Below are 26517 nucleotides of genomic sequence, written 5' to 3'. Positions count from 1 at the left end.
AATGCACCATGTCCCATCGTATCGTGATCGTCGGCGGCGGCGCCGGCGGGCTGGAGCTCGCGACCCGTCTCGGCCGCACCCTGGGTAAACAAGGCAAGGCGCGTATTACGCTCGTCGACGCCAACCTCACCCACATCTGGAAACCCCTGCTGCACGAAGTGGCCGCCGGCTCGCTCAACTCTTACGAGGATGAGCTGAACTACGTCGCCCAGGCGAAATGGAACCACTTCGAATTCCAGCTCGGCCGCCTCACCGGCCTGGACCGCGCGAGCCAGCGCATCCAGCTCGCCGCCACGCTCGACGAGCAGGGCGAGGAGCTGATGCCGGCGCGCGCGCTGGACTACGACACGCTGGTCCTGGCCATCGGCAGCACCACCAATGACTTCGGCACCCAGGGCGCTGCGGATCATTGCATCTTCCTGGATACCCGCGAGCAGGCCGAGCGCTTCCACAAGCTGCTGCTGACCCATTATCTGCGCGCCCACGCCGGGCAGGACAAGGACGATCAGATCAGCGTCGCCATCGTCGGCGCCGGTGCCACGGGGGTCGAGCTGTCGGCGGAACTGCACCACGCCGCGCAGGAGCTGGCGGCCTACGGCCTGACCGGCATCCAGCCGCAGAACATGCGCATCACCCTGATCGAGGCTGGCCCGCGCGTACTGCCGGCGCTGCCCGAGCGCATCAGCCGCCCGGTGCACCAGACGCTGGAGAAGCTCGGCGTGCGCGTGCTCACCGGTTCGGCGGTGCAGGAGGTGACTGCGGACGGGCTGCGCACGGCGGTGGGCGAGTTCATTCCGGCGAGCCTGAAAGTGTGGGCGGCGGGCATCCGCGCGCCGAGCCTGCTCAAGGAGATCGACGGCCTGGAAACCAACCGCATCAACCAGTTGGTGGTCCGCCCTACCCTGCAAACCACTCGCGACGACAACATCTTCGCCTTCGGCGATTGCGCCGCCTGCCCGCTGGGCGATGGCAGCGAACGCAACGTGCCGCCACGCGCCCAGGCGGCGCACCAGCAGGCGTCGCTGCTGGCCAAGGCCATCGTCGCGCGCTTGGAGGGCGAGCCGCTGCCGGAGTATCGCTACACCGACTATGGCTCGCTGATCTCGCTGTCGCGCTTCAGCGCGGTGGGCAACCTGATGGGTAACCTGATGGGCAGCGTGAAGCTCGAGGGCTGGCTGGCGCGGATGTTCTACGTGTCGCTCTACCGCATGCACCAGATGGCGCTGTACGGGCCGTTCCGCACCGCGCTGCTGATGATCGCGGACCGCATCGGGCGGAGCACCGAGCCGCGCCTGAAGTTGCACTGAAGCTTGAACACATCGGCGGATAACGGCCTCGCCGTTATGCTCCCTACGCCAGGGCTGATCTCAGTGTAGGGCGCATAACGCGCAGCGTTATCCGCCATGATGGGTATCGCTTCGCTCCACGCCATCCTACGGACCTGCGCAGCGGTGCCCCCTGTAGGAGCGAGCTTGCTCGCGAACCACCCTGGCACTGGAGCCGCCGGAAAGTACCGTTCGCGAGCAAGCTCGCTCCTACGAAAAACCCATCCGACAGGCACAAAAAAGCCGCCCCGAAGGGCGGCTTTTTCGTTGCAGCGAAGCAGCCTTACAGCGCCGCCAGCATCGACTGGGCCGGGATGGCCTGGAAGTCGATGGACATCATCAGGCTCAGCACGCTGATCGCGATGATGGAGAAGGCGAACAACTGGCGGGCCCAGCGGCGGTCGTCTTCGGCGCTGAAGCCTTTCACCGCGATGAATAGCCACCAGGCGCTGACGGCCAGCGCCACCACCAGGTATCCGTAGCCGGCGAAGCCGGTCACGGTCAGCAGCAGGGTCGCAAGACCAAAGGCCAGCACGTAGTAGAGGATCTGCTTCTTGGTCGCTTCGATGCCCCGCTCCACCGGCAGCACGGGAATCCCGGCGGCGCGGTAGTCATTGAGGCGGAAGATCGCGATGGCATAGCTGTGCGGCATCTGCCAGAGGCAGAAGATCAGCAGCAGCACCGCCGCGCCCATGTCGAAGTGACCACTGGCGGCGCAGTAACCCACCACCGGCGGCATGGCTCCGGAGAGACTGCCGACCAGCGTGCCGTAGACCGAGCTGCGCTTGAGCCAGAGGCTGTAGAGCACGACGTAGACGAAGAAGCCGAACGCGGCGAGCAGGGTCGCCTGCACGTTGGTTTTCCACGCCAGCAGGCCGAAGCCCGCCGCGCCGAGCACCACACCGTGGGCCAGGGCGGCCTTCAGCGAGATCTGCCCGGTCACGGTGACACGGCTACGGGTACGCTCCATGAAGCGATCGATGTCGCGGTCGATGCAGTTGTTGAACACACAACCGCTGGCAACGACCAGGGACAGGCCGATCACGGTAGCCAGCAGCAGCATCGGGTCAACGCTGCCGCGGGCGGCGAGGAAGTATCCCCCCGCCACCGCGATCAGGTTGCCGAAGATGATGCCCGGCTTGGCGACCAGGAGATAACGCTTGAGTTTCACGGCATCGGCCCTCAGGGCATCGGCATCATCAGGCTGTCTGCGGTGTAGATGATCCACAGCGACAGGCCGACCACCAGCAGGATGATGATGGCGGTGAAGATGAATGCCATCACGTTCCAGCGGCCTTCGGAGCTGAAGTTCATGTGCAGGAAGCAGATCAGGTGCACGACGACCTGGACCAGGCCCAGGATCACCATGGTCAGCAGGGTGGCGTGACGCGAGAAGCCGCCGTCGATGACCATGTAGAACGGAATCGCGGTCAGGATCACCGAGAGCACGAAGCCGATGGCGTACGAACCCAGGCTGCCGTGACCGGCGCCGTGGTTGTCGTGGCCGGCACCGTGGGAGTCGTGATGATGTGCAGCAGCGGTCATTACAGAGCCCCCATCAGGTAGACGACGGTGAAGACGCAGATCCAGACGATGTCCAGGAAGTGCCAGAACAGGCTCAGGCACATCATGCGGGTGTTGTTCTGCGCGGTCAGGCCACGGGTGCCGATCTGCGCCATCAGCACCAGCATCCACAGCAGGCCTGCGGACACGTGCAGGCCGTGCATGCCGACCAGGGTGAAGAAGGACGACAGGAAGGCGCTGCGGCTCGGGCCGAAGCCTTCGACGATCAGGTGATGGAACTCGTTGAGTTCCATGCCGATGAACGCGGCGCCGCACAGGAAGGTCACGCCCAGCCAGGCGATGGCCTTGCCCTTGGCACCCTTGTGCGCAGCCAGCATGGCCAGGCCGTAGGTGCAGGAGGAGATCAGCAGGATCGCGGTTTCGACGGCCACGTAGGGCAGCTCGAAGATGTCCTTGCCGCTCGGGCCGCCGGCCGTGTGGTTGACCAGCACGGCGTAGGTGGCGAAGACGCTCGCGAACAGAATGCAGTCGGTCATCAGGTACAGCCAGAAGCCGAAGACCGTCATGCCGCCGCTGTCGTGGGCGTGGTCATGGTCGTGCGCCGCTTCGTGCGTATCGACCAGGTGTTGATTCAGTACTGCCGTAGACATCGCTTATACCTGCGCAGTGGCGAGTTTCTGGAAGTTGGCGTTTTCGATGCGCTCGATCTCATCGGGCTGGACGTAGTAGTCCAGGTCGGTGACGTAGCTGCGCACGATGACCGAGGCGATCATGCCGACGAAGCCAACGCCCACCAGCCACCAGATGTGCCAGATGGCGGCGAAGCCGAAGATGAAGGCGAACAGCGCGATGGAGAAACCAGCGGCGGTGTTCTTCGGCATATGGATCGGTGCATAGGCCGGCAGCTTGCGGTACGCGGTACCGGTCTGCTTCATCTCGTGGAACGCGTCGATGTCGTTGACCTTCGGCAGTTCGGCGAAGTTGTAGTACGGCGGCGGCGAGGAAGTGGACCACTCCAGGGTACGGCCGCCCCACGGGTCGCCGGTCACGTCGGCCAGCTGCTTGCGGTTCTTGATCGACACGAGCAGCTGGATCAGCTGGCAGGCGATACCGAAGAAGATCAGCACGGCGCCGAAGAACGCCACCACCAGGTACGGCTTCCACATCGGGTTGTCGTAGTGGTTCAGGCGACGGGTCATGCCCATGAAGCCGAGGATGTACAGCGGCATGAAGGCCATGTAGAAGCCGACCAGCCAGCACCAGAAGGAACGCTTGCCCCACTTCTCGTCCAGGGTGAAGCCGAAGGCTTTCGGGAACCAGAAGACGAAGCCGGCCAGGTAGCCGAACACCGCGCCACCGATGATGGTGTTGTGGAAGTGGGCGATCAGGAACAGGCTGTTGTGCAGCAGGTAGTCAGCGCCCGGGATGGCCAGCAGAACGCCGGTCATGCCACCGATGGTGAAGGTGACGATGAAGCCCAGGGTCCACAGGATCGGGGTGTTGAAGCGCAGGCGGCCACGGTAGATGGTGAACAGCCAGTTGAACAGCTTCACCCCGGTCGGGATGGAGATCAGCATGGTCGCAACGCCGAAGAAGCCGTTGACGTCGCCGCCCGAACCCATGGTGAAGAAGTGGTGCAGCCACACGGTGAAGCCGAGGAAGGTGATCGCGGCGCTCGCCCACACCATCGAGGTGTAGCCGAACATGCGCTTGCCGGCGAAGGTGGCGGTGACTTCGGAGAAGATACCGAAGGCCGGCAGGATCAGGATGTACACCTCAGGATGGCCCCAGGCCCAGAAGAGGTTGATGTACATCATGGCGTTGCCGCCCAGCTCGTTGGTGAAGAAGTGCATGTCGAAGTAGCGGTCCAGCGACAGCAGGCCCAGGGCCGCGGTCAGGATCGGGAACGACGCAACGATCAGGATGTTGGCGAAGGTGCAGGTCCAGGTGAAGATCGGCATCTGCATCAGCTTCATGCCGGGGGTGCGCATCTTGAACACGGTCACCAGGAAGTTGATACCCGTGAGCAAGGTACCCATACCCGATATCTGTAGCGCCCAGATGTAGTAGTCCACACCCACGCCCGGGCTGTAGGCCAGCTCGGACAGCGGCGGGTAGGCGACCCAGCCGGTACGGGCGAATTCGCCCAGGCCCAGCGAGACGTTCACCAGCATGGCGCTGACGACCAGCAGCCAGAAGCTCAGGGAGTTCAGGAACGGGAACGCCACGTCGCGCGCTCCGATCTGCAGCGGCACGGCCAGGTTCATCAGACCGGTCATGAAGGGCATGGCCATGAAGATGATCATGATCACGCCGTGAGCGGTGAAGATCTGGTCGTAGTGTTCCGGCGGCAGGTAGCCGTGGTTGGCGCCTTCAGCCAGCGCGAGCTGGCCGCGCATCATGATGGCGTCGGCGAAGCCGCGCAGGAGCATGACCAGAGCGACGATGATGTACATCACGCCGATTTTCTTGTGGTCGATGGACGTCAGCCATTCGGTCCACAGGTAGGTCCACTTGCGGTAGTAGGTGATCGCGCCGACTACGCCGAGGCCCAACAGGGCGACGACGGCCAGCGTGATGACGATGATCGGCTCGTGATACGGCACGGCCGACAGTGTCAGTTTCCCGAACATCTGCGGTTACTCCTGGCTCGGATTCATTTGCATGCCCTGCATGCCTTGCATGTTGCTCATGTCGTGGCCCGCCATGGCGGCCTCGTCATGGGCTGCTTCGCCGTGCTCGCCCTTGGCCTGCTCGGCTTTCGCCATGGCGTGGCCGGCGTGTTCCCACTTGTTCAGCACGTGGGAGAACAGCTCGGGGCTGACGGTTGCGAAGTAGGTCGCCGGGACGTTCTCGGTCGGCTTCACCAGCTCCGGGTACTGATCCAGGTTCAGGGTCTGCGGCGAAGCCTTGACCTTCGCAACCCACTCCTGGAAGCCCTGCTCGGAGGTGGAGATGGCCTTGAACTTCATGCCCGAGAAGCCGCCGCCGCTGTAGTTCGCGGAGATGCCGTCGAACACGCCTTCTTCGTTGGCGATCAGGTGCAGCTTGGTGAGCATCCCGGCCATGGAGTAGATCTGGCTACCCAGCTGCGGGATGAAGAACGAGTTCATCACCGAATCCGAGGTGATCTGGAAGTTCACCGGGGTATCTTTCGGGAAGGCGATTTCGTTGACGGTGGCGATGCCCTGTTCCGGGTAGATGAACAGCCACTTCCAGTCCAGCGAGATGGCCTGGATGGTCACCGGCTTGACCTCGGAGTCCAGCGGACGGTACGGATCCAGCTTGTGGGTGCTCTCCCAGGTGATCCAGCCGAGCACGGCGATGATCAGGCAGGGAACCAGCCATACCACCAGCTCGATCTTGGTCGAGTGCGACCAGTCCGGCATGTAGGTGGCCTTGGTGTTCGAAGCCCGGTATTTCCAGGCGAACCCGAGGGTCATCAGGATCACCGGCACCACCACGATCAGCATCAGCAGGGTTGCCGTGATGATCAGGGACTTCTCGTCGGCGCCAACCTGCCCTTTCGGGTCGAACAGCGCCATGTTGCAACCACCGAGCATCAGCATCGGCAGCAGCGCAAGTCTCTTCAAAATTCCTGTGTACTGCTCTTTTTTCATCTTGCGGCCTTAGTGGATGAAAATCGCCTCACCGCCCATGAGCCTTCGCCACGCATTGCTCGACGACTCGTTACCCGCGACTTTTCCAAGCCGCCTGCCAGGGCTGTCATGGATTCACGAACGCGGCCGCAAGGATTCCAGGCAAAGGGAGGTCGCCCGGTCTTCGCGATGCGAAACCGATTTCGTCAGCTGATTCGTTCCGTGTTATTCAGCGTGTGGTGTCTGGACTGGCGGCTCGTTGAAGCGCGCGCGTCGCACACCGGATGCACGAGCGGATTGCCCGACTCGTCTTATGACAGGAGCCCACCGATGGCAGCCCCCTGTTGTTATGCCGCTGCACCACAGGGTGAACACTGGCAATGATCTGCGTCAGTGCGACTCAGCGATTTGGGGGTAGGAAATGGACGGCGGATATTACAAAGCATTTCAGAAACCCCTTTCAAGGCCCCGCCCTTTCATTTTTAACAAGATATTTTCTCAGCCCACGAAACAGTCACAGTTCTGACTGGTCGCAAAATGATCAATTCACCGAGTCTTTGTGAGGCTAAGTCCTGCCGTCCGGTGCTCCCATCGGCGAGCCATCTGGCAGCGTCGAAGCGGCGAAGGACGCGGCTTACAGCCAGCCACGGGTAGCCCGAGACAGACCGCCAACACCTTCGGCAAAGACCTTGCCATGATGGTGATCAAGAACCCTTGCGAATGTGACGAACTGCCGCTGCGCACCCTGCGACACATCGACGCACAGGAGCATTCGCAAGAGAGAAAGTCATTCAATTTATGACGCGCGTGCAGGAAAAATCGGCGTCTTCTCGGCATGCCCGCCCTGGCTTCAGGGACGAGTTCCACCACCATGACCGCCAGGGCGGGCATGCCGGAAGTAACGCAATGGATCAAGCGGGAACGGTCACAGGACCGCGAACGATCAGCGAGCGCTGGCCTCGCTGCCCGGCGCCAGCCAGGCCATCAGGCCGCTGGTTTCCGCGCGGATGCGCAGATCGCTGGCCTTGGCGTTGTAGTAGGTATCGCACGCGGCGATCTGGGCGGAGTAGTACTCGTTCTCGGCGATCAGCACATCCAGCAGGGTGCGCTTGCCCAGGTGGTACCACTGGTCATAGAACATCTTGCGCACGCGGTCGGACTCCACCAGCAGCGACTTGTAGTCATCGACGCGCGAGGCGGACAAATCGCGTTGCTCGACCAGGTTGCGGATGAGGTATTCGGACTCGCGACGCGTCGACTCCATCTTCTCTTCTGCCGCGTTGGCCCGCGCATACGCCGCGCGCTGAACCGCCTGCACGTCCGGCGGGAAGCTCAGCGGTTTGCCATAGGCTTCCGAGCGCAGGCGAGCCAGTTGGCCCTTGAGCGCCAGCACCTTGGACTCGGTCTCGCGGAAGCTCGCTCCAGCGCGGGTCGGGTCGATCTTCAGCAGCACCTGCCCGGCCTCGACCACGTCGCCCTCGCGCACATTCATCTGTTCGAGGATGCCGCCTTCCAGGCTTTGAATGACCTGCTCGCGGCTGGACGGGATGACCTTGCCCTCGCCGCGGGTACCGGTGCCGCTGATCACCGGGTGGGCATCATCGGTTTCGCCGCCATTGGCGATATTGCCGGTGATCTCGCCGACGCTGTCGAGCACGCCGGTAATGGCGAGGTCATGGTAGTTCGGCGGGGTGGTGTCGATGGTCAGGTCGAGGGTGCCCGGCTGGCTGGTGTTGCCGGCGGCGTCAGTGGCGACGGCCTCGATATGGATCGGGCCTTCGGGCAGTACGCGGGTGGGCATCACGGACCAGTCGCCATTCTGGTCGGCTTTCACCTGGATGACTTCGCCGGTTTCCTTGATGGTGACGGTGACCTGCGAGTTCGCCTCGGCCTTGCCGACGATCTTCGGCTTGGTGTCGTTGGTAATGTTGTCGCCCTTCACGCCACTGTCGGAGGCTGGATCCAGCCATACCTGCGGCGCATCCGGGGCGATGGTGTCGACGATGGCCGGTAGCTTGACGGTGGTTTCGTTACCGGCCGGGTCACGCTCGGTAATGATGATGTCCACCGGGCCCTCGGGCAGCCCCTGGCTGGGCGGGTTGGCCGTCCACTTGCCATCCGGGCCGACCGTGGTGGTGACCTTCTCGCCAGTGGGGAACTCGATGATGATGGTGTCGCCCGGTTCACCGGTGCCGGTCAGGGTCGGCGTATTGCTCGGCGAATAGAGATCGCCACCGTTTTCGACGCCGCCGACGATGGTGGCGACCGGGTCGGCAGGCGGGACCGTATCGACGGAGAAGTCGAGCACATCCACCGGCGCGCTCGGCTTGCGCCCGGAGACTTCCTGGATCACGGTGAACTTGTGCTCACCATCGGGCAGATCAGCGGTGGGCGTGAAGGACCAGGTGCCATCCGCGCCGACCTGGGTGCTGCCGATCTCGGTGCCGTTGTCGTAGAGGCGGATCACCGCGCCGGCCATGCCGCTGCCGGTAACGGTCGGGCGGGCGTCGTCGGTCACGTCACCGTTGGCCAGTTGCCCCTGGATCGGGCCGACGTCGTCGATCACCTTGATATTGGTGGGTGCAGGGCTGGTGCGGGTCTTATGGTCGTCGGGCCGGTTGTGCTCGATGATCGCGGCCGTGGCGGCGCCAATGCCTGCCAGGCCGAGCAGCCAGGGCCACAGTACGAAACCCGCGGTCTCATCGAAATTGGAGGCCAGATAGGGGGCACCATCGCCCAGGGAATCCCCGCCCAGAGCGATGGGCGCCGACTCGCCTTCATTCAGCAACAGCGGGCCGTAGTAGCCTTCGCCGTCGGTACGCACGTAGGCGTACAACTGACCGTCTTCCGCGACGCCGTAGAGCTGGCTGTCCATGCCCTCGGCGAAGAAGTCCTGGATGGTCAGGTCGGGTTTATCGCTGCCCTCGAAGAAGACCTGCAGGTCCTTGCCGTCCCGCTGGACGGTAGCGTTCTCGGGCGAGACATCGCTGTTGATCACCTGCAGCAGGTACTTGGTGCCCGCTGCCGCCTTGATCTTGCCCCCCGTCTTGACCGTCACTTTCTCGGCTGCATTCGCGGTAACTGCGACCAGAGCGACTTTTTCGACTTCCATATGGATCTCCCCCTCAAGTAACTCAATGTGAGAGGGGCAGAGTAAATTTCCTAAACGCGCGGGAAGATCGGACCACGCCGACGAAGCCAGGGCACGTTGCGCTAAAAAAAGTAAAAATTTCCTAGGCTCGGAAATGGCTCAGGAAAAATGCCGTTGAATGTGAGAAATCGGCGCGGAAAACCGTTCACTTACATCAACTGGACATCCAGACGTTGGCCATCACGCCTGTTGTTTTTTCTGAGGAAGAACGACAAAACCCGAAACCGTCTGACGGGTTTTCCGAGCGGTACCGCAGATATCTACCGCCCGAACCATGGCTTTTCCCACCGAATCGCCTGACTGAACAGATGCCGCTACGCCCATATCGGTCTGGGCGCCACGGCCAGCCTGCCCACAGCGGCAGTTCGCTCTCCGCAGGTCAGCGTCACCGGAGGAGAATGGCGCCCTCCAAATGAGGGAGTGTTAGCGGGGAGGAAGGCATCGGCCGAAAAATGAGCAAAAAAAAGCCCACCATGAAGGCGGGCTTTTTTACTGAAGTGGCATTGCGTCCACTTCCTGCATCGGGCGAACCAGACGTCTTGAATATGGTGGGTCGTGTAGGATTCGAACCTACGACCAATTGGTTAAAAGCCAACTGCTCTACCGACTGAGCTAACGACCCAAATTTTGGTCGGGGTAGAGAGATTCGAACTCCCGACATCCTGCTCCCAAAGCAGGCGCGCTACCGGACTGCGCTATACCCCGCTTGGAAGTTGGCTCCGCGACCTGGACTCGAACCAGGGACCCAATGATTAACAGTCATTTGCTCTACCGACTGAGCTATCGCGGAACGACGAGCCTTCCAATCTCCTCTACTTTCTTCCGGCTTCACCGGATTCCCGTATCAGAGGCGCGCCATTTTACGTATATCGAAACGCCTGTCAACACTCTGATCCAAAAAGTTTTTCTCTGCTTTGCAGGCGACCGGGCTGGTTGCTATATCTGCATGGAAACCATGAGTGATCCACCGCGGGTGCAGACGGGGCGATCACGCACAGGATGGCCATGAGCAACAAGGACACCCCACCGCCCTCCCCGATCGCCAGCCGGGTCATACAGCCCCGCTTCGGCGAACTGGTGCAGGGTTGCCGCCAGTTGGCGATGAATCATCTCGCCGAACTGCTGGGGCATGTCTTCGCGCAGGTGGACGACACGTTGTTCGAATGCGCCGAGAAGGCCGAGAACAATCAGGTCCAGGCGTTGTTCTTCGACGCCATGCGCGAAGTCCGCCGCGAGCGGCCGAATCTCGAACGCTCCTATCACCAACGCATCGCCAAGGGCCTGAACGACTTCCTCGAGGGCAAGCTGCCGGCAGTGGCGCCGCTGGAGGAGCTGGACGTAGACCAGTTGACCCTGGTCGGCAACGATGAATACGAAGAGACGCTGCTGGTGACCAACATGGTCAACCAGGTGCGCGCCCAGTGCGCTCAACTGCTCTTCGCCCTTGATCAGCGCCTGGCACTGCTGAACAACGGCAGCAAGCTGGGCGAGGAGCGCAACCCGTTCGGCCCGCAGGCGATTGCCCAGGCGTTCCGCGACACCCTGGCAGGCAGCGCCTTTGCCCTACGGGTCAAGACCATCCTGTATGTGCTTTTCGATCAGCAGGTCATGCAGCATCTGCAGCCCTTGTATGAGCAGCTGAACAAACGCCTGGCCGACGGCGGCATCCTGCCGAACCTGAAATACCGGCCCCAGGGCCAACGCCAGGCGGCCGCGCCCGCGCCGCGCACGACCGAGGCCCGGGAAAGCCCTTCGGCGGCAGACGGCGGCCGCTTCGCGCCATCGCCCTATACCGCCAGCGACCTGCCGGACATGCCTCCCGGCGACCGTAATGCGCTGTTCAGCGGCCTCGCCGTATTGCTTGCCGAGCACCGCCGGCGGGGCAACAAGGCCACGCTGTTCGGCAACACCCAGAGCATTGTCAGCTTCGGCCCGAGTTCTGCCAGCACGACCTACAGCGCCAATGAACTGCTCGAGGCGCTGAACCGGCTGCAACGGGAGTCCGCCCAGGAGCTAGCCCAGCGTCTGCGCCGGCCGCAGCCGGTCGATGCGCTGAAGGCCGACCTGCAGCGCCAGCTCGAAGCCGGCAGCGCACAGCCGAAAAGCACTCGCCTTACCGACCAGGAAGCCGACGTCATCGACTTGGTGGGCATGGTCTTCGACTTCATCCTGGATGACGAGAACCTGCCCGACAGCTGCAAGACCACCCTCTCCCACCTGCACACGCCGTTCCTCAAGGTGGCGCTGCTGGACAAGCAATTGTTCACCCAGCACCACCACCCCGCGCGCAAGCTGCTCAACGCCATGGCCCAGGCCGGCGTGCTGTATGGCGGCGAGGGCGAGGAGCGCGCGCTGCTGGCGAAGATGCACTGGGTGGTCGAGCGGGTGATCCAGGATTTCGCCGGCGACCTGTCGTTGTTCGACAACCTGCTGGGCGAGTTCAACGAGTACGTCGCCAACCTGCGGCAGAAGGTCGAGCTGCGCGAGCGCCGCGCCATGGAGGCCGCCCGCGGCCGCGACCGTCTGCTGGCCGCACGGGAACAAGCGCTGGAAGCCATCGCCCGCGTGACCCAGGGCCGCGAGCTGCCGGAACTGGTACGCCACTTCCTGGAAATGAGCTGGTGCGATGCCCTCACCTTTATCGTGCTGCGCAGCGGTGAGCACAGCGACGAATGGAAGCGCGCCTGCGAAGTGGCCGAACAACTGGCCTGGAGCGTGACGCCGCTGGACCCAGCCGGCCGTGAACACCTGCAAGCGATCCGCCTGGCCCTGCTGGAAGAGTTGCGCAAGGGCCTGGAGGTCCTGGGCGGCTACCACGAGGCCGGCATCCGCCGCCTGCTGCAGGATCTGGTGGCCTGCCAGCAGGCGATCCAGGCGCAGCAGCCGCAGATCGCGGCCCAGTTCAAGCAGGAACTACCGCAGAGCCCGCTGGGCGCAATGCTCGGGGCAGAGGGCCATACCCTGGTCAAGCCCGACGGCGAAGTCCTGTCAGAACGTGCGAAGAGCTTGATGAAAGAGCTGAGCCACCTGGAGTTCGGCGCCTGGTTCGAGTTTCACGACACCACGCCGGCGCGCCGGCTCAAGCTGTCGTGGTTCAGCCCCACCACCCACAACTACATGTTCGTCGACCACACCGGGCAACGGGTGGCGGTCAAGCCGCTCGTGCAATTGGCTCAGGAGATGGAAGCGGGCAAGGTCCGCCTGGTGCCGCCGGAACAGTCCGCCCCGCTGATGGATCGCGCACTGGGCGCGATCTACCGGGTTCTGCAACGCTTGATGACCGGGCGCACCCCGGCACAGACCTGAAGGAGCCGTCGATGAGTGAGCGTCGCCAGCATAGCCGGCAGCAGACCGGGCTGACCGTGGAAGTCTTCGACCGCCACTCCGGGCGCAGCCTGGGCCGGCTCGCCGACCTGTCCGCCGAGGGCTTCATGCTCTGCGGTGTGGACGTGCCGGACGCCGATTCCGTCTGGGACTGCCAACTGGTGCCGGCGCCGCCGCTGGACGAGATCGGCGAAATCCACCTGGGTGCGGACTGTCTGTGGAGCCGCGCCGGCGCGGATGGGCAGCTGGGCTGGGCGGGATTCCACATCATCGATATCGCCGAGGACCAGGCGGAGTTGATCGAACAACTGCTGGTCCTGCTGGGTGGAGCCCGCGACACCGGCTGACCGCCGAAACATCTGTAGGAGCGGGCCATGCGCGCGATCGCGGGCATGGCCCGCTCCTACAAGGAGCCAACGAAAAAGCCCGCCGATTGGCGGGCTTTTTCGTGGAGCATGGATCAGGCGAAGACGATCTCGTCGTTCTCGACCTTGGCGTGGATCTTCGCGCCTGGGTTGAACCTGCCGGCCAGGATCAGCTGCGCCAGCGGGTTCTCGATCCAGCGCTGGATCGCGCGCTTGAGCGGCCGCGCGCCATACACCGGATCGAAACCGACGGCGATCAGCTTGTCCATGGCGTCGTCGCTCAGCTCCAGGCTCAGCTCGCGCTCGGCCAGGCGCTTGCGCAGGCGGCCCATCTGGATCTGCGCGATGCCGGCGATCTGCTCGCGGGCCAGCGGTTCGAAGACCACGACTTCGTCGATCCGGTTGATGAATTCCGGACGGAAGTGGGAATTCACCGCATCCATGACCGCCGCATGCTGGGCTTCACGATCACCGACCAGCTCCTGGATCTGCGCCGAACCGAGGTTCGAGGTCATCACCACCACGGTGTTGCGGAAGTCCACGGTACGCCCGTGGCTGTCGGTCAGACGGCCATCCTCGAGCACCTGCAGCAGCACGTTGAACACGTCCGGGTGGGCCTTCTCCACTTCGTCCAGCAGCACCACGGAGTATGGCTTGCGGCGCACGGCTTCGGTCAGGTAACCGCCCTCTTCATAGCCGACGTAGCCCGGCGGCGCGCCGATCAGGCGAGCCACGGAGTGCTTCTCCATGAACTCGGACATGTCGATGCGCACCAGCGCTTCCTCGGTGTCGAACAGGAACTCGGCCAGGGCCTTGCACAGCTCGGTCTTGCCCACCCCGGTCGGGCCGAGGAAGAGGAACGAGCCGCTGGGGCGATTGGGGTCCGCCAGGCCTGCACGGGAGCGGCGCACGGCGTTGGAAACCGCCACCACGGCCTCGTTCTGGCCGATGACGCGCTTGTGCAATTCGTCTTCCATGCGCAGCAGCTTCTCGCGCTCGCCTTCGAGCATCTTGGACACCGGGATGCCGGTCCACTTGGCGACGACCTCGGCGATTTCCTCGTCGGTCACCTTGTTGCGCAGCAGCTGCTTCTCGGTCTGGCCGTGCTGGTCGACCATCTGCAGGCTGCGCTCCAGGTCCGGAATGGTCTGGTACTGGATGCGCGCCATGGTTTCCAGGTCGCCCTTGCGCCGCGCGGTTTCCATTTCCTGCTTGGCCTGCTCGATCTTCTGCTGGATCTGCGCGGAACCCTGGACCTCGGCTTTCTCCGACTTCCAGATCTCCTCGAGATCGGCGTACTCACGCTCGAGCTTGGCGATGTCTTCTTCCAGCTTGGCGAGGCGCTTCTTGGTGGCCTCGTCGTCTTCCTTCTTCAGCGCCTCGCGCTCGATCTTCAGCTGGATCAGGCGGCGGTCCAGGCGATCGAGTTCCTCCGGCTTGGAGTCGATCTCCATGCGGATGCGGCTGGCGGCCTCGTCGATCAGGTCAATGGCTTTGTCCGGCAGCTGGCGGTCGGTGATGTAGCGGTGGCTGAGCTTGGCCGCGGCGATGATCGCGCCGTCGGTGATGGTGACGCCGTGGTGCACCTCGTAGCGCTCTTTCAGGCCACGCAGGATGGCGATGGTGTCTTCCTCGCTCGGCTCGTCCACCAGGACTTTCTGGAAGCGGCGCTCCAGGGCGGCGTCCTTCTCGATGTACTGGCGGTATTCGTCCAGCGTGGTGGCGCCGACGCAGTGCAACTCGCCACGGGCCAGGGCCGGCTTGAGCATGTTGCCGGCGTCCATGGCGCCTTCGGCCTTGCCGGCGCCGACCATGGTGTGCAGTTCGTCGATGAACAGGATGATCCGCCCTTCCTGCTTGGACAGCTCGTTGAGGACCGCCTTCAGGCGTTCCTCGAACTCGCCGCGGAACTTGGCGCCGGCGATCAGCGCGCCCATGTCCAGCGCCAGCAGGCGCTTGTCCTTCAGGCCGTCGGGCACTTCGCCATTGACGATGCGCTGGGCCAGGCCTTCGACGATGGCGGTCTTGCCGACACCGGGCTCGCCGATCAGCACGGGGTTGTTCTTGGTACGGCGCTGCAGGACCTGGATGGTCCGGCGGATTTCGTCGTCACGGCCGATCACCGGGTCGAGCTTGCCGTCCTCGGCGCGCTTGGTCATGTCGACGGTGTACTTGTCCAGCGCCTGGCGCGAGTCCTCGGCGTTCGGGTCGTTCACCGCTTCGCCGCCGCGCAGGTTGGCCACGGCGTTTTCCAGGGCCTTCTTGGAAACGCCCTGGCTGGTCAGCAGCTTGCCGAGCTTGGTGCTGTCGTCCATGGCCGCCAGCAGCACGAGCTCGCTGGAGATGAACTGGTCGCCTTTCTGCTGGGCCAGGCGGTCGGCCTGGTTGAGCAGACGGGCCAGGTCCTGCGACAGGTTAACGTCGCCGGTGGGGTTCTGGATCTTCGGCAGCGCGTCCATCTCCTTGTTGAGCGAGGCGCGCAGCGCAGGGATGTCGAAGCCGACCTGCATCAGCAGGGGCTTGATGGAGCCGCCCTGCTGCTCGATGAGCGCGGACAGCAGGTGCACCGGCTCGATGGCCGGGTGGTCATGTCCAACGGCCAGGGACTGGGCATCGGAGAGTGCAAGCTGGAGCTTGCTGGTCAAACGGTCGATTCGCATGAGGGTCGTCCTTCCTTTCTATAGCGGGCCGGAGCGATGAGTGCCCCTGGTCACGACTAACCCGCCGGGATGCCAGATAGATAAGGACGATTTTGGTCGGTTCAAGCCATTTGGCCATGACACCCGTCAGTTAGTGCCTACAGAAAGGCCATAAGGAGCGAGTCTCGGACCTCGACGGTGGAAGGACTTTGTAGGAGCGAGCTTGCTCGCGAACCGCTTATGACCGTGAGGTTCGCGAGCAAGCTCGCTCCTACGAAAAGCCGATCAGCTCAGCCAGATGAGGCTGGCCAGGCGGCCGGTGCGGGAACTACGGCGGTAGGAATAGAAGCGCTCGGTATCGCTGAAGGTGCAGAAATCGCCGCCGTAGACGGCCGTCACGCCCTTCGCCGCAAGACGGATGCGCGCCAGCGCATAGATGTCGGCCATGTACTTGCCAGCATTGGCGCTCGGCACGAAGGCGCGCTCGGCTTCGGCATGGTCCGCCAGGAAGGCTTCGCGCACTTCCGGGCCGACCTCGAAGGCCTGCGGGCCGATGGACGGGCCGAGCCAGACCAGCAGTTCGGCCGGCGCGACGCCCAAGGCGTCCACGGTCGCCTCCAGCACGCCGCCAGCCAGCCCGCGCCAACCGGCGTGGGCGGCGCCGACGCGAGTGCCGGCGCGGTCGCAGAACAGCGCCGGCAGGCAGTCGGCGGTCATGATGGTGCAGGCGACGCCCGGCGTGGCGCTCCAGCTGGCATCGGCGGTGGCGACGCTGGCGGGGTCGGCCTGGACCACGTCGATTCCGTGCACCTGGCTCAGCCAGGCCGGGCGGCAGCCCAGCGCCTCGGTCAGGCGGCGGCGGTTCTCGGCCACGGCGGCCGGCTCGTCGCCGACATGGTCACCGAGGTTGAAGCTGTCGAACGGCGGAGCGCTGACGCCACCGGCACGGGTGGTCACGCAGGCGCGGACATTCGCCGGGGCCGGCCAGTCGGGCGTCAGCCAGGAGGTCATACGAAAGACTCGTTGTCCTGCCGCAGCAGGCTCAGCAGCCAGGTGAAGTCGTCCGGCAGCGGCGATTCCCACTTCATGCGCACGCCGGTGGCCGGGTGGTCCAGCTCCAGGAAACGCGCGTGCAGCGCCTGGCGCGGGAAGTCGCGCAGGGACTCGACGAGGGTCGGGCTGGCCCCCGGCGGAATGCGGAAACGCCCGCCGTAGGTCGGGTCGCCCACCAGCGGATGGCCGATATGCGTCATATGGACGCGGATCTGGTGGGTGCGGCCGGTTTCCAGCTTCACCCGGGTGTGGGTGTGCGCACGGAAGCGCTCCAGCACGCGGTAATGGCTGATGGCGACCTTGCCGGTCTCGATCACCGCCATTTTCTGCCGCTGCACGCCGTGGCGACCGATGGGCGCGTCGACGGTGCCACCGGCAACGATCACGCCGGTGACGATGGCCTCATAGATGCGGCTGACGCTGCGCGCCTGCAACTGGGCGACCAGGTTGGTGTGGGCTTCCAGGGTCTTGGCCACCACCATCAGGCCGGTGGTGTCCTTGTCCAGCCGGTGGACGATGCCGGCGCGCGGCACGTTGGCCAGGTGCGGCACGTGGTGCAGCAGCGCATTGAGCAGCGTGCCGTCCTGGTGACCGGCGGCGGGGTGAACCACCAGGCCGGTCGGTTTGTCGATGACCAGGATGTGATCGTCTTCATAGACGATGTCCAGCTCGATGTCCTGGGCGACCCATTCGCCCTGGGCCTCCAGCTCGACGGCAAGCTCCAGGCGCGAGCCGGTGTGGACGATGTCGCGCGGGCGCAGCACGGCGCCATCGACCTTGAGACGGCCGTCCTTGATCCAGCCCGCCAGGCGGGACCGGGAGTGGTCGGAGAAGAGCTGGGCGGCGACCTGGTCGAGACGCTGACCACCGAGGTCGAACGGCACTTCTGCCGCGAGTTGGATGATATCGGACATGACGGGACACGAAGGGCGCACGGCCTTTTGGTTCGGCTGCGCGCTGTGGTTAAATACGGGGCCTTTGTCCCAGGGGTATCCCTGGGGCGCCAATCATAACAGACGGTTGCGGCCGCGACAGCCGACCGTCCAGGGACGCAAGCCGCCATGCAAGTGAAACACCTGCTGCTGATCGCCATCCTCGCCTTCGTCACCGCCTGCTCCTCCAAGGGCGAGAAGGTGGATGAGAACCTGAGCGAAAGCCAGCTGTACCAGCAGGCACAGGATGACCTCAACAACAAGAGCTACACCAACGCCGTCGCCAAGCTGAAAGCGTTGGAGTCCCGCTATCCGTTCGGCCGCTACGCCGAGCAGGCCCAGTTGGAGCTGATCTACGCCAACTACAAGAACATGGAGCCCGAGGCAGCCCGCGCCGCCGCCGAGCGCTTCATCCGCCTGCACCCGCAGCATCCGAACGTCGACTACGCCTACTACCTCAAGGGCCTGGCCTCCTTCGACCAGGACCGCGGCCTGCTGGCGCGCTTCCTGCCGCTGGACATGACCAAGCGTGACCCGGGCGCCGCCCGCGACTCCTTCAACGAGTTCGCCCAGCTGGTCAGCCGCTACCCCAACAGCCGCTACGCACCGGACGCCAAGGCGCGCATGATCTACCTGCGCAACCTGCTGGCCGCCTACGAAGTGCACGTCGGCCACTACTACCTCAAGCGCCAGGCCTACGTCGCCGCCGCCAACCGCGGCCGCTACGTGGTCGAGAACTTCCAGGAAACCCCGGCCGTCGGCGATGGCCTGGCAATCATGGTCGAGGCCTACCAGCGCCTGGGCCTGAACGACCTGGCCGATTCCAGCCTGGAAACCCTGAAGGCGAACTACCCGGACAACCCCAGCCTCAAGGATGGCCAGTTCGTTCCGCGTGAAGACGAAGCCGACAACCGCTCCTGGCTGGCCAAGGCCACCCTGGGCCTGATCGAAACCAACGATGCCCCGCCGCACATGGAAACCCAGGCATCCAAGGACGTGATCAAGCAGTACGAAGACGCCGAGCAGCAGATCCCGGCCGAACTCAAGCCGGAAAACCAGAGCGACGTGCAGGAAGAACAGCACGAGTCCGAAGGCAACGCCGGCGGCAGCGACCGCTCCTGGTTCAGCTACATGACCTTCGGCATCTTCGACTGATCCCGACAGACGGGCTCGATAAAAGGGAGGCTTCGGCCTCCCTTTTTATTGGGACGCTGATGGGGACTCGCGTACCGGCTCACTGTGCGGCACCGCGCGGCTTGGATAAACTGCCGCTCTTTATGCAAAAGGGATTGCCATGACCCGTCTGCTGTTCTGGATCGCTCTCTTCGCCTTCGGCTGGTGGTTGTGGCGCAAGGCCACCCGCCCGGCACGCCCCGTGGAGAAGCCCAAGGGCGACGATCAGGCTGCGCCGATGGTGCGCTGCGCCCAGTGCGGCGTGCATGTACCGCAGACGCACGCCCTGCAGCACGAGAACCAGTGGTACTGCAGCCGGGCGCACCTCGAACAGGACCGCACCGACCGTGATCGCTGAAGGCATCTCGCTCACGGGCCAGGGCCTGCGGGTCCTGCGCCTGTATCACCTGTACCGCCTGGCCATCGGGCTGGTGCTGGTGCTGCTGATCTCCAGCAGCCTGGACGATGATCTGCTCAAGCTCGCCCACCCCGAACTGTTCCACATCGGCTGCTGGGTCTACCTGATCCTCAATATCCTCATCGCAGTGCTGATGCCCACGCCGCGCCAGCTGCTGCCGCTGTTCATCCTGGCGGCGCTGGATGTGCTGCTGCTCAGCGCGCTGTTCTATACCGCCGGCGGCATCCCCAGCGGCATCGGCAACCTGATGGTGGTCGCCGTCGCCATCGCCAACATCCTGCTGCGCGGACGCATCGGCCTGCTGATCGCGGCCATTGCCGCCATCGGCCTGATCTACCTGACCTTCTACCTCAGCCTCAGCCAGCCCACCGCCCTCAACCACTACGTACAGGCCGGCGGCCTGGGCGCCCTGAGCTTCGCCTCGGCACTGCTGATCCAGGCCCTCGCCCGGCGCCAGCAAATCGTTGAGAGCATTGCCGAGCAGCGCGCTACCACGGTCGCCAACCTCGAAGAACTCAACGCGCTGATCCTGCAGCGCATGCGCACCGGTATCCTCGTTCTGGGCGACCGTCACCGCGTGCTGCTGGCCAACCAGAGCGCCACCACCCTGCTGGGCGGCCATGAATTGCCCGGCCACTCGCTGGCCGAATACAGCCCGCAACTGGTCTCCAGCCTGCAGCAGTGGCAACAGAACCCCGCCCTGCGCCCGCCGAGCCTGCAGCCGACGGAGTCCGGCCCGACCGTGCAACCGAGCTTCATCCCGCTGCGGCGCGACAACGAGCAACACATCCTGATGTTCCTCGAGGACATCTCGCAGATCGCCCAGCAAGCGCAGCAACTCAAGCTGGTCGCCCTCGGCCGGCTGACCGCCGGCATCGCCCACGAAATCCGCAACCCGCTCGGCGCCATCAGCCACGCGGCGCAACTGCTGCTGGAATCCGAGGAGCTGGACAAACCCGACCGACGCCTGGCGCAGATCATCCAGGACCAGTCGCGGCGCATGAACCTGGTCATCGAGAACGTCCTCCAGCTCTCGCGCCGGCGCCAGTCCGAGCCGCAGCTGCTCGACCTGAAGTACTGGCTGCACCGCTATGCCGGCGAAATGCGCGAGAGTCTGCGCGAGGGCCAGCAGATCCACGTCGAGACCGGCCAGGGCACGGTGCAGACGCGCATGGACCCGCACCAGTTGACCCAGGTACTGACCAACCTCGTGCAGAATGGGTTACGGTACAGCACTCAGAAAAACGGCACTGGCCAGGTCTGGCTGCGCCTGTTCCGCGACAGCGAAACGGACCTCCCCGTGCTGGAAGTACTCGATGACGGCCCCGGCGTCGCCGCTGAACAGCGCAGCAAGCTGTTCGAGCCGTTCTTCACCACCGAAAGCAAGGGCACCGGCCTTGGCCTGTACATCTCCCGCGAACTGTGCGAAAGCAACCAGGCTCGGCTGGACTACAAGACGCGTGACGAAGGCGGCAGCTGCTTCCGCATCACCTTCGCCCACCCGCGCAAACAAAGCTAAGAAGACGCAAACACCATGAGCCGTCAAAAAGCCCTGATCGTCGACGACGAACCCGACATCCGCGAGCTGCTGGAAATCACCCTCGGCCGCATGAAGCTGGACACTCGCAGCGCCCGCAACGTCAAGGAAGCCCGCGACTTCCTGGCCCGCGAGCCCTTCGACTTCTGCCTCACCGACATGCGCCTGCCCGACGGCACCGGCCTGGACCTGGTGCAGTACATCCAGCAACGCCATCCGCAGATGCCGGTGGCGATGATCACCGCCTTCGGCAGCCTGGACACCGCGGTGCAGGCGCTCAAGGCCGGCGCCTTCGACTTCCTGACCAAGCCGGTGGACCTCGCGCGCCTGCGCGAACTGGTGAACTCCGCCCTGCGCCTGCGCTCGCCCGACGCCGAGGAAGCACCGGTGGACAGCCGCCTGCTCGGCGACTCGCCGCCCATGCGCAACCTGCGCAACCAGGTAGCCAAGCTCGCCCGCAGCCAGGCCCCGGTGTACATCAGCGGCGAATCCGGCAGCGGCAAGGAACTGGTCGCGCGGCTGATCCACGAGCAAGGCCCGCGGGAGAGCCAGACCTTCGTCCCGGTGAACTGCGGGGCGATCCCTTCCGAGCTGATGGAAAGCGAATTCTTCGGCCACAAGAAAGGCAGCTTCACCGGCGCCGTGGAGGACAAGCTCGGCCTGTTCCAGGCAGCCAACGGCGGCACCCTGTTCCTCGACGAAGTGGCCGACCTGCCGCTGCCGATGCAGGTCAAGCTGCTGCGCGTCATCCAGGAAAAAGCCGTACGTGCCGTGGGCGGCCAGCAGGAAGTGGCAGTGGACGTGCGCATCCTCTGCGCGACCCACAAGGACCTGGCCGCCGAAGTGGCCGCCGGGCGCTTCCGCCAGGACCTCTACTACCGCCTGAACGTCATCGAACTGCGGGTTCCACCGCTGCGCGAACGCCGTGAAGACATCCCACTGCTGACCGACCGCGTGCTCAAGCGCCTTGCCGGCGACAGCGGGCTGGCGGCCGCCTCGGTCAGCCCCGAGGCCCTGGAGAAGCTCAAGAGCTACCGCTTCCCCGGCAACGTGCGCGAGCTGGAAAACATGCTGGAGCGTGCCTACACGCTCTGCGAAAACGACGTCATCCAGCCCCACGACCTGCGCCTGGCCGAAACCAGTACCCCGGACAGCGGCGGCGAAGCCAGCCTGGCGCAGATCGACAACCTCGAGGACTACCTCGAAGACATCGAACGCAAGCTGATCATGCAGGCCCTGGAGGAGACCCGCTGGAACCGCACCGCAGCGGCGCAGCGCCTGGGCCTGACCTTCCGCTCCATGCGCTACCGTCTGAAGAAACTGGGGATCGACTGATCCCCAGCCCGACCTAGACGATCGGCGTCGCCACCAGCCGCCCTTCCGGCGCATAGGGCGCCGCCTCGATGATCGGCTGACGCTTCCGCATCAGGTCCGCCAGCAACTGGCAGGATGCCGGCGCCAGCACCAAGCCGTTGCGGTAGTGCCCGGTGTTCAGCCACAGCCCCCGATGGCCCGGTACCTCGCCGATGAAGGGAATACCCTGGGGCGACCCCGGACGCAACCCGGCCCAGTGCTTCACCGGCTCCATGCCCTTGAGCGCGGGGAGCAGCTCTTCGGCCGACGCACGCAGACTACTCAGCGCCTCATCCGACGGGGTCTTGTCGAACCCGGCATGTTCCAGTGTGCTGCCCACCAGGATGTGCCCATCCCGACGCGGAATCGCGTAGCGACCTTTCGCCAGCACCATGCTGGAGAGGAAGTCCGGCGCACAGCGATACAGAATCATCTGGCCCTTCACCGGCTCCACCGGCAACTCCAGGCCCAGTTTTGCCAGCAATTGGCCGCTCCAGGCGCCGGCGGCCAGCACCACCGAGTCGGCGGTTACATCGCCCTGTGCCGTGCGGACACCTTTCACGGCGTCGCCGTCGCGCAGGAATCCCGTCACTTCGACCTGCTCCCGCACCTGGACGTTGGGCAGGCGCACCAGCGCCTCCCGCAGCGACTTGGCCAGGCGCGGGTTGCGCACATTGGCCACGCCGGACATGTATACCGCCCGCTCGAAGCCCTGCCCCAGCGCCGGAACAGCCTCGTGCACCGCACCGATATCCACGGCCGAAAGCGGGCGGCCATGGGCCTTGGCCCACGCCAGGGCCTCGTCCTGGTCGTCGAGGTCGAGCCAGTAAAGCCCGGTGACGTGTACTTCCGGGTCGAGCCCGGTATCGGCGAGCAGGCGCTCGCCCAGTTGCGGATAGAAATCCTGCGACCAGTGGGCCAGGTTGGCGACCGCCGCGCTGTAGCGCCACGGATAGAGCGGCGAGACGATGCCGCCTCCGGCCCAGGACGCCTCGCGCCCCGTTTCGCCCCGCTCCAGCAGCAGCACCTCGGCGCCCGCCTGCCCCAGAGTCCAGGCAGTCAGCATCCCGACCACCCCTCCGCCCACCACGATCATGTCCGGCATACCACGCCCCACATCCCAGGAAAATCAACGGCCCATCGCCGGCCGCACACTATACCGGGCCTCGGCCGACGACGGAGCAAGACAGAAGTCGATGCGGCATCGGACCGCTCCTACGGACCTCATCCAACTTGACGACAAGCGTGCCGCCGTTGCCGGCCAATACTTCCTGCACCTCCACTGCATGGAAGCCAGGCATGGCCAGGGAATCGGGCTTTACCCTCGTCGAATTGCTGTTCACCCTCGCTTTGGTCGCCGTCGCGCTGTCCATCGCGGCACCGTCCTTCAGCGAACTGCTGCACAACCAGCGAACGACTATCGCGGCCCAGGAACTGCGCAATGCGCTCGACTTCGCCCGCGAATCGGCCGCGCACAGCGGACAACCGATCAGCATCGCCGCGACCAACAGCGACTGGGCCATGGGCTGGGAGGTCTTCGTCGACCCGACCAATCGAGGCGTGCGCGACCCGCAACAACCACCCCTCGTCGCCCGCGGCGCCCTGAACGACGTCAGCATCCGCACCGACAGCACCTCGCGCCGCTACATCCACTTCACCCCGCGCGGCAATGCCATCCAACCCAACGGCGCGTTCCACGCCGCCACGCTGACGCTCTGCGGCGAGGGCCGGACGAGTTACCGCGTCGTGTTCAACAAGATTGGGCGCATCCGCAGCGAATCCGGCAATACCGCGGATTTCTGCCCCCGCTGACCGACTTCTCACCCCCGGCGCGACAGGGTTCACAGAACCCCGAAAGGCATGACCGAACATCCCCTTAATACGAACGGTCATCCATAGAAAAAAGACATTTCCTACACAGCTAGGCAGCATTGCCGCCATCGAAAATGTGAGGAATGCGTCTATGTCGCGCCCCAGGGAATCGGCGGGGTTTACGCTGGTCGAGTTGATGGTCGTAGTGGCGGTCGCCGCCATCCTGGCGACCATCGCCATACCCAGTTTCCGCACCTTGATGTTGAACAACCAGATCTCCAGCCAGACCAACATGGTGATCGGGTTGCTCCAATCAGCGCGCAGCGAAGCCATTACCCAGCGCAGCATCGTACGCGTCTGCGGAAGCAGTGACGCTGGCTCGAGCCAGGCCAACTACAGCTGCAACAGCAATAACTGGGAAGCCGGCGCCATCGTTTTCCGCAGCCCGGACGCCACCACGACGTCAGTCGCACAAGCTGCCGTGATCCGGGTGCTGCCCCCCAACACCAGCGGTCTGACCCTGCGCAGCAGCGGCACCCTGACCTTCAACCCCAACGGGACCTTGACCACAGCGGGGACACTTCGGGTCTGCGACTCGCGCGGCGCCGACAGTTCGCGCGCCGTCACCCTGAATATTGCTGGCGTTGCCACGAGTGGAGCGAACGGAACATGCCCATGATCCCGCGTCGCCAGGGCGGCTTCACCCTTATCGAAGTCCTTATTGCCCTGCTGGTCCTGGCCATCGGCCTGCTCGGCATGGCCTCACTGACCATGACCAGCCTGCAGGGCAACCAGGGAGCCTACCTGCGCGGCCAGGCCAGCATGCTCGCCTACGACTATGTGGAGCGGATGCGCGGCAACTCGGCTCAAGCGCTGCTGGCGACCTCGCCCTATGTGATCAGCCTGACACCCGGCTCCACCCGGACCAACCCGGATTGCCGCACCAAGACTGCCGGCTGCACGGCCACGGAGCTGGCCAACCAGGACATCTTCGATTGGTGGGGCAACCTGCAGGCCGCGATCCCTGGCTCCAGCGTCACCGTCACAAAGGCGAACACCAACGAGTATCAGGTCGTCATCAGTTGGACCGAATCGGATGCGCAGCAACGCAGCACCGGCACTCAGGCTCAGGACTTCACGCTGCGGGTAAACCTATGACTACCAGCCACTACTTCTATCGGCAGCGTGGCCTGTCGATGATCGAGCTGATGATCGCACTGCTCCTGAGCACCCTGTTGCTGCTGGGGGTACTGCAGATGTTCAGCAACAGTTCCGCCTCGGACAAGACCAGCAGCGCGCTGACCCGGGTGCAGGATAGTGGCCGTGTCGTCCTCGACCTGGTGGCCACGGATGCCCGCCGTGCGGGCTATCAGGGCTGCCAGTTGCCAAGCAGCGTCGTGACCGTCAGCAACGGCGTCAAATTCCCCCGCGACGCTGTCACGACAACCAATGGCGTGAACACCAGCGTGACCTTCAACTACGCCACCACGACAACAACCTCGGTGGCCATGCCCGGCATCAACAAGACCTGTACCAACCAAACGCTGTACCTCTATTCGGTCACCTACAGCAACTGTGCCAACGGCACCTCGATCTGCATGAACTCCAGCACCAGCGGTGGCAACCAGACGGTGGTCGACAACGCGACCATCAACGCCATCACCCTGGGCTTCGAGTCGGCAGGCAAGACCGTCTGGAAAACAGCCGGCAGCATCAGTGCCGCAGAGGCCCAGAGCGCGGATCGCGTGCAACTGAGCATTACGGCGCGCGACGCCGCACAGAACATTTCCCGCAACTTCACCGGCACCGTCGAGCTGAGGAACCGGCTATGACTTCATCCAAGACCCAGCGCGGCATGGCGCTGCTCGTGAGCCTCGTGCTGCTGCTGATCCTGACCGTGCTGGCCATTGCCATGGCCAGCAACTCGACCCTGCAGCAGCGCATCTCGGCCAACGCCCAGCAACAGAACATCGCCTTCCAGGCGGCGGAAAGCGGGCTGCAGTTCTGGGTGAACCGATTCGCCCAGAGCGGCACAGCTCCCACCAACGGCACCTCCATCACAGTGGCGCCAACGTCGGGAAGCTCCGGTTCAGCACAGGTGAGTCTGAACGCCAGCTTCATCGAGTGCGCCAAGTTCATTCCGGCACAGAGCCTGAGCGTCGCTGCCGGCACCCTCACTTATACCTGCTACCAGGTGAGCAGCCAGGCCAAGGCTTGCAAGAACCTGAACAGTTGCAACGTCACCAGCTCGGATGGCCAAGCGCGGGCACTGCATCGTCGCAGCTACATCCAGGCCACCCACCTCTAATTGC

The 26517-nt window shown here is 64.4% G+C and carries 22 protein-coding genes and 3 tRNA genes; 12 read left to right on the top strand and 13 right to left on the bottom strand.

What is annotated here, in order from left to right:
• Positions 1-8: 8 nt before the first annotated feature.
• Positions 9-1307 (top strand): NAD(P)/FAD-dependent oxidoreductase, encoded by a 1299-nt coding sequence (locus N0B71_RS13150; protein ID WP_259759283.1) that lies wholly within the window; start codon positions 9-11, stop codon positions 1305-1307.
• A 301-nt stretch (positions 1308-1608) separates the two neighbouring features.
• On the opposite strand, the gene cyoE is transcribed toward N0B71_RS13150, so the two are convergent.
• From cyoE to N0B71_RS13100, 9 genes are all read right to left on the bottom strand, one after another.
• Positions 1609-2496 carry a heme o synthase gene (gene cyoE, locus N0B71_RS13145; RefSeq protein WP_065084247.1) on the bottom strand — a complete coding sequence of 296 codons (888 nt, stop codon included), beginning with the start codon at positions 2494-2496 and terminating at the stop codon, positions 1609-1611.
• A gap of 11 nt (positions 2497-2507) precedes the next feature.
• Positions 2508-2870, bottom strand: coding sequence for a cytochrome o ubiquinol oxidase subunit IV (cyoD, locus tag N0B71_RS13140; protein WP_169890160.1), 363 nt, complete (start codon positions 2868-2870; stop codon positions 2508-2510).
• Positions 2870-3499, bottom strand: a complete 630-nt coding sequence (gene cyoC / locus N0B71_RS13135; RefSeq protein WP_015475724.1) for a cytochrome o ubiquinol oxidase subunit III — start codon at positions 3497-3499, stop codon at positions 2870-2872. Before cyoC ends, cyoD begins: the two co-directional genes overlap by 1 nt.
• A gap of 3 nt (positions 3500-3502) precedes the next feature.
• Positions 3503-5482 carry a cytochrome o ubiquinol oxidase subunit I gene (gene cyoB, locus N0B71_RS13130; protein ID WP_169890159.1) on the bottom strand — a complete coding sequence of 660 codons (1980 nt, stop codon included), beginning with the start codon at positions 5480-5482 and terminating at the stop codon, positions 3503-3505.
• A 6-nt stretch (positions 5483-5488) separates the two neighbouring features.
• Positions 5489-6469, bottom strand: coding sequence for a ubiquinol oxidase subunit II (gene cyoA / locus N0B71_RS13125; RefSeq protein ID WP_169890157.1), 981 nt, complete (start codon positions 6467-6469; stop codon positions 5489-5491).
• Between the two features lie 922 nt (positions 6470-7391).
• Positions 7392-9560 (bottom strand): Ig-like domain-containing protein, encoded by a 2169-nt coding sequence (locus N0B71_RS28270; RefSeq protein ID WP_442964658.1) that lies wholly within the window; start codon positions 9558-9560, stop codon positions 7392-7394.
• Between the two features lie 585 nt (positions 9561-10145).
• Positions 10146-10221 (bottom strand) — tRNA-Lys (locus N0B71_RS13110).
• Positions 10222-10227: 6 nt separating this feature from the next.
• Positions 10228-10304 (bottom strand) — tRNA-Pro (locus N0B71_RS13105).
• Positions 10305-10313: 9 nt separating this feature from the next.
• A tRNA-Asn gene (locus N0B71_RS13100) sits at positions 10314-10389 on the bottom strand.
• Positions 10390-10604: 215 nt separating this feature from the next.
• Between N0B71_RS13100 and N0B71_RS13095 the strand changes: the two genes are divergently transcribed.
• Both N0B71_RS13095 and N0B71_RS13090 read left to right on the top strand, forming a co-directional pair.
• On the top strand, positions 10605-12905 hold the full coding sequence (locus N0B71_RS13095) for a DUF1631 domain-containing protein (RefSeq protein WP_259759282.1): 2301 nt from the start codon (positions 10605-10607) through the stop codon (positions 12903-12905).
• 11 nt (positions 12906-12916) lie between these two features.
• The gene (locus N0B71_RS13090) at positions 12917-13270 is read left to right on the top strand and encodes a PilZ domain-containing protein (RefSeq protein WP_169888755.1); all 354 of its coding nucleotides are present in this window, start codon (positions 12917-12919) and stop codon (positions 13268-13270) included.
• A gap of 113 nt (positions 13271-13383) precedes the next feature.
• Here N0B71_RS13090 and clpB read toward each other — a convergent pair whose 3' ends face one another.
• The 3 genes from clpB to rluD form a co-directional block, all read right to left on the bottom strand.
• Positions 13384-15948 carry an ATP-dependent chaperone ClpB gene (gene clpB / locus N0B71_RS13085; protein ID WP_259759281.1) on the bottom strand — a complete coding sequence of 855 codons (2565 nt, stop codon included), beginning with the start codon at positions 15946-15948 and terminating at the stop codon, positions 13384-13386.
• Between the two features lie 264 nt (positions 15949-16212).
• Positions 16213-16938 carry a peptidoglycan editing factor PgeF gene (gene pgeF / locus N0B71_RS13080; protein WP_259759280.1) on the bottom strand — a complete coding sequence of 242 codons (726 nt, stop codon included), beginning with the start codon at positions 16936-16938 and terminating at the stop codon, positions 16213-16215.
• On the bottom strand, positions 16935-17894 hold the full coding sequence (gene rluD, locus N0B71_RS13075) for a 23S rRNA pseudouridine(1911/1915/1917) synthase RluD (protein ID WP_259759279.1): 960 nt from the start codon (positions 17892-17894) through the stop codon (positions 16935-16937). The genes pgeF and rluD overlap by 4 nt, the downstream gene beginning before the upstream one ends.
• 147 nt (positions 17895-18041) lie before the next feature.
• Between rluD and N0B71_RS13070 the strand changes: the two genes are divergently transcribed.
• The 4 genes from N0B71_RS13070 (at position 18042) to N0B71_RS13055 (ending at position 22375) form a co-directional block, all read left to right on the top strand.
• Positions 18042-19067: an outer membrane protein assembly factor BamD gene (locus tag N0B71_RS13070; protein WP_259759278.1), complete on the top strand. Its 1026-nt coding sequence runs from the start codon at positions 18042-18044 to the stop codon at positions 19065-19067.
• 139 nt (positions 19068-19206) lie between these two features.
• The gene (locus N0B71_RS13065) at positions 19207-19443 is read left to right on the top strand and encodes a PP0621 family protein (RefSeq protein ID WP_259759277.1); all 237 of its coding nucleotides are present in this window, start codon (positions 19207-19209) and stop codon (positions 19441-19443) included.
• Entirely contained in the window at positions 19433-21022 is a 1590-nt protein-coding gene (locus N0B71_RS13060; protein ID WP_259759276.1) for a sensor histidine kinase, read from the top strand. The genes N0B71_RS13065 and N0B71_RS13060 overlap by 11 nt, the downstream gene beginning before the upstream one ends.
• Positions 21023-21037: 15 nt before the next feature.
• Positions 21038-22375, top strand: a complete 1338-nt coding sequence (locus N0B71_RS13055; protein ID WP_259759275.1) for a sigma-54-dependent transcriptional regulator — start codon at positions 21038-21040, stop codon at positions 22373-22375.
• Positions 22376-22388: 13 nt separating this feature from the next.
• On the opposite strand, the gene thiO is transcribed toward N0B71_RS13055, so the two are convergent.
• Positions 22389-23498, bottom strand: a complete 1110-nt coding sequence (gene thiO / locus N0B71_RS13050) for a glycine oxidase ThiO (RefSeq protein WP_259759274.1) — start codon at positions 23496-23498, stop codon at positions 22389-22391.
• 194 nt (positions 23499-23692) lie between these two features.
• Between thiO and N0B71_RS13045 the strand changes: the two genes are divergently transcribed.
• The 5 genes from N0B71_RS13045 (at position 23693) to N0B71_RS13025 (ending at position 26513) form a co-directional block, all read left to right on the top strand.
• Positions 23693-24205, top strand: a complete 513-nt coding sequence (locus N0B71_RS13045; protein WP_259759273.1) for a GspH/FimT family pseudopilin — start codon at positions 23693-23695, stop codon at positions 24203-24205.
• A gap of 151 nt (positions 24206-24356) precedes the next feature.
• Positions 24357-24884 (top strand): GspH/FimT family pseudopilin, encoded by a 528-nt coding sequence (locus N0B71_RS13040; RefSeq protein WP_259759272.1) that lies wholly within the window; start codon positions 24357-24359, stop codon positions 24882-24884.
• Positions 24875-25363, top strand: a complete 489-nt coding sequence (pilV, locus tag N0B71_RS13035; RefSeq protein ID WP_259759271.1) for a type IV pilus modification protein PilV — start codon at positions 24875-24877, stop codon at positions 25361-25363. The genes N0B71_RS13040 and pilV overlap by 10 nt, the downstream gene beginning before the upstream one ends.
• The gene (locus tag N0B71_RS13030; protein WP_259759270.1) at positions 25360-26037 is read left to right on the top strand and encodes a PilW family protein; all 678 of its coding nucleotides are present in this window, start codon (positions 25360-25362) and stop codon (positions 26035-26037) included. The genes pilV and N0B71_RS13030 overlap by 4 nt, the downstream gene beginning before the upstream one ends.
• On the top strand, positions 26034-26513 hold the full coding sequence (locus N0B71_RS13025) for a pilus assembly PilX family protein (RefSeq protein ID WP_259759269.1): 480 nt from the start codon (positions 26034-26036) through the stop codon (positions 26511-26513). The genes N0B71_RS13030 and N0B71_RS13025 overlap by 4 nt, the downstream gene beginning before the upstream one ends.
• Positions 26514-26517: the final 4 nt, after the last annotated feature.

The sequence above is a fragment of the Pseudomonas sp. GCEP-101 genome (genome assembly GCF_025133575.1).
Taxonomy (GTDB): Bacteria; Pseudomonadota; Gammaproteobacteria; order Pseudomonadales; family Pseudomonadaceae; genus Pseudomonas; species Pseudomonas nitroreducens_B.
This window is presented reverse-complemented; position numbering and strand designations above follow the sequence as displayed.

What these genes read in the sequence shown, in the direction of transcription:
- N0B71_RS13150 (WP_259759283.1), top strand. Translation starts at nt 9, where the DNA reads ATGTCCCATCGTATCGTGATCGTCGGCGGCGGCGCCGGCGGGCTGGAG.
- cyoD (WP_169890160.1), bottom strand. Translation starts at nt 2,870, where the DNA reads ATGACCGCTGCTGCACATCATCACGACTCCCACGGTGCCGGCCACGAC.
- cyoC (WP_015475724.1), bottom strand. Translation starts at nt 3,499, where the DNA reads ATGTCTACGGCAGTACTGAATCAACACCTGGTCGATACGCACGAAGCG.
- cyoB (WP_169890159.1), bottom strand. Translation starts at nt 5,482, where the DNA reads ATGTTCGGGAAACTGACACTGTCGGCCGTGCCGTATCACGAGCCGATC.
- cyoA (WP_169890157.1), bottom strand. Translation starts at nt 6,469, where the DNA reads ATGAAAAAAGAGCAGTACACAGGAATTTTGAAGAGACTTGCGCTGCTG.
- N0B71_RS28270 (WP_442964658.1), bottom strand. Translation starts at nt 9,560, where the DNA reads ATGGAAGTCGAAAAAGTCGCTCTGGTCGCAGTTACCGCGAATGCAGCC.
- N0B71_RS13095 (WP_259759282.1), top strand. Translation starts at nt 10,605, where the DNA reads ATGAGCAACAAGGACACCCCACCGCCCTCCCCGATCGCCAGCCGGGTC.
- N0B71_RS13090 (WP_169888755.1), top strand. Translation starts at nt 12,917, where the DNA reads ATGAGTGAGCGTCGCCAGCATAGCCGGCAGCAGACCGGGCTGACCGTG.
- clpB (WP_259759281.1), bottom strand. Translation starts at nt 15,948, where the DNA reads ATGCGAATCGACCGTTTGACCAGCAAGCTCCAGCTTGCACTCTCCGAT.
- pgeF (WP_259759280.1), bottom strand. Translation starts at nt 16,938, where the DNA reads ATGACCTCCTGGCTGACGCCCGACTGGCCGGCCCCGGCGAATGTCCGC.
- rluD (WP_259759279.1), bottom strand. Translation starts at nt 17,894, where the DNA reads ATGTCCGATATCATCCAACTCGCGGCAGAAGTGCCGTTCGACCTCGGT.
- N0B71_RS13070 (WP_259759278.1), top strand. Translation starts at nt 18,042, where the DNA reads ATGCAAGTGAAACACCTGCTGCTGATCGCCATCCTCGCCTTCGTCACC.
- N0B71_RS13065 (WP_259759277.1), top strand. Translation starts at nt 19,207, where the DNA reads ATGACCCGTCTGCTGTTCTGGATCGCTCTCTTCGCCTTCGGCTGGTGG.
- N0B71_RS13055 (WP_259759275.1), top strand. Translation starts at nt 21,038, where the DNA reads ATGAGCCGTCAAAAAGCCCTGATCGTCGACGACGAACCCGACATCCGC.
- thiO (WP_259759274.1), bottom strand. Translation starts at nt 23,498, where the DNA reads ATGCCGGACATGATCGTGGTGGGCGGAGGGGTGGTCGGGATGCTGACT.
- N0B71_RS13045 (WP_259759273.1), top strand. Translation starts at nt 23,693, where the DNA reads ATGGCCAGGGAATCGGGCTTTACCCTCGTCGAATTGCTGTTCACCCTC.
- N0B71_RS13040 (WP_259759272.1), top strand. Translation starts at nt 24,357, where the DNA reads ATGTCGCGCCCCAGGGAATCGGCGGGGTTTACGCTGGTCGAGTTGATG.
- pilV (WP_259759271.1), top strand. Translation starts at nt 24,875, where the DNA reads ATGCCCATGATCCCGCGTCGCCAGGGCGGCTTCACCCTTATCGAAGTC.
- N0B71_RS13030 (WP_259759270.1), top strand. Translation starts at nt 25,360, where the DNA reads ATGACTACCAGCCACTACTTCTATCGGCAGCGTGGCCTGTCGATGATC.
- N0B71_RS13025 (WP_259759269.1), top strand. Translation starts at nt 26,034, where the DNA reads ATGACTTCATCCAAGACCCAGCGCGGCATGGCGCTGCTCGTGAGCCTC.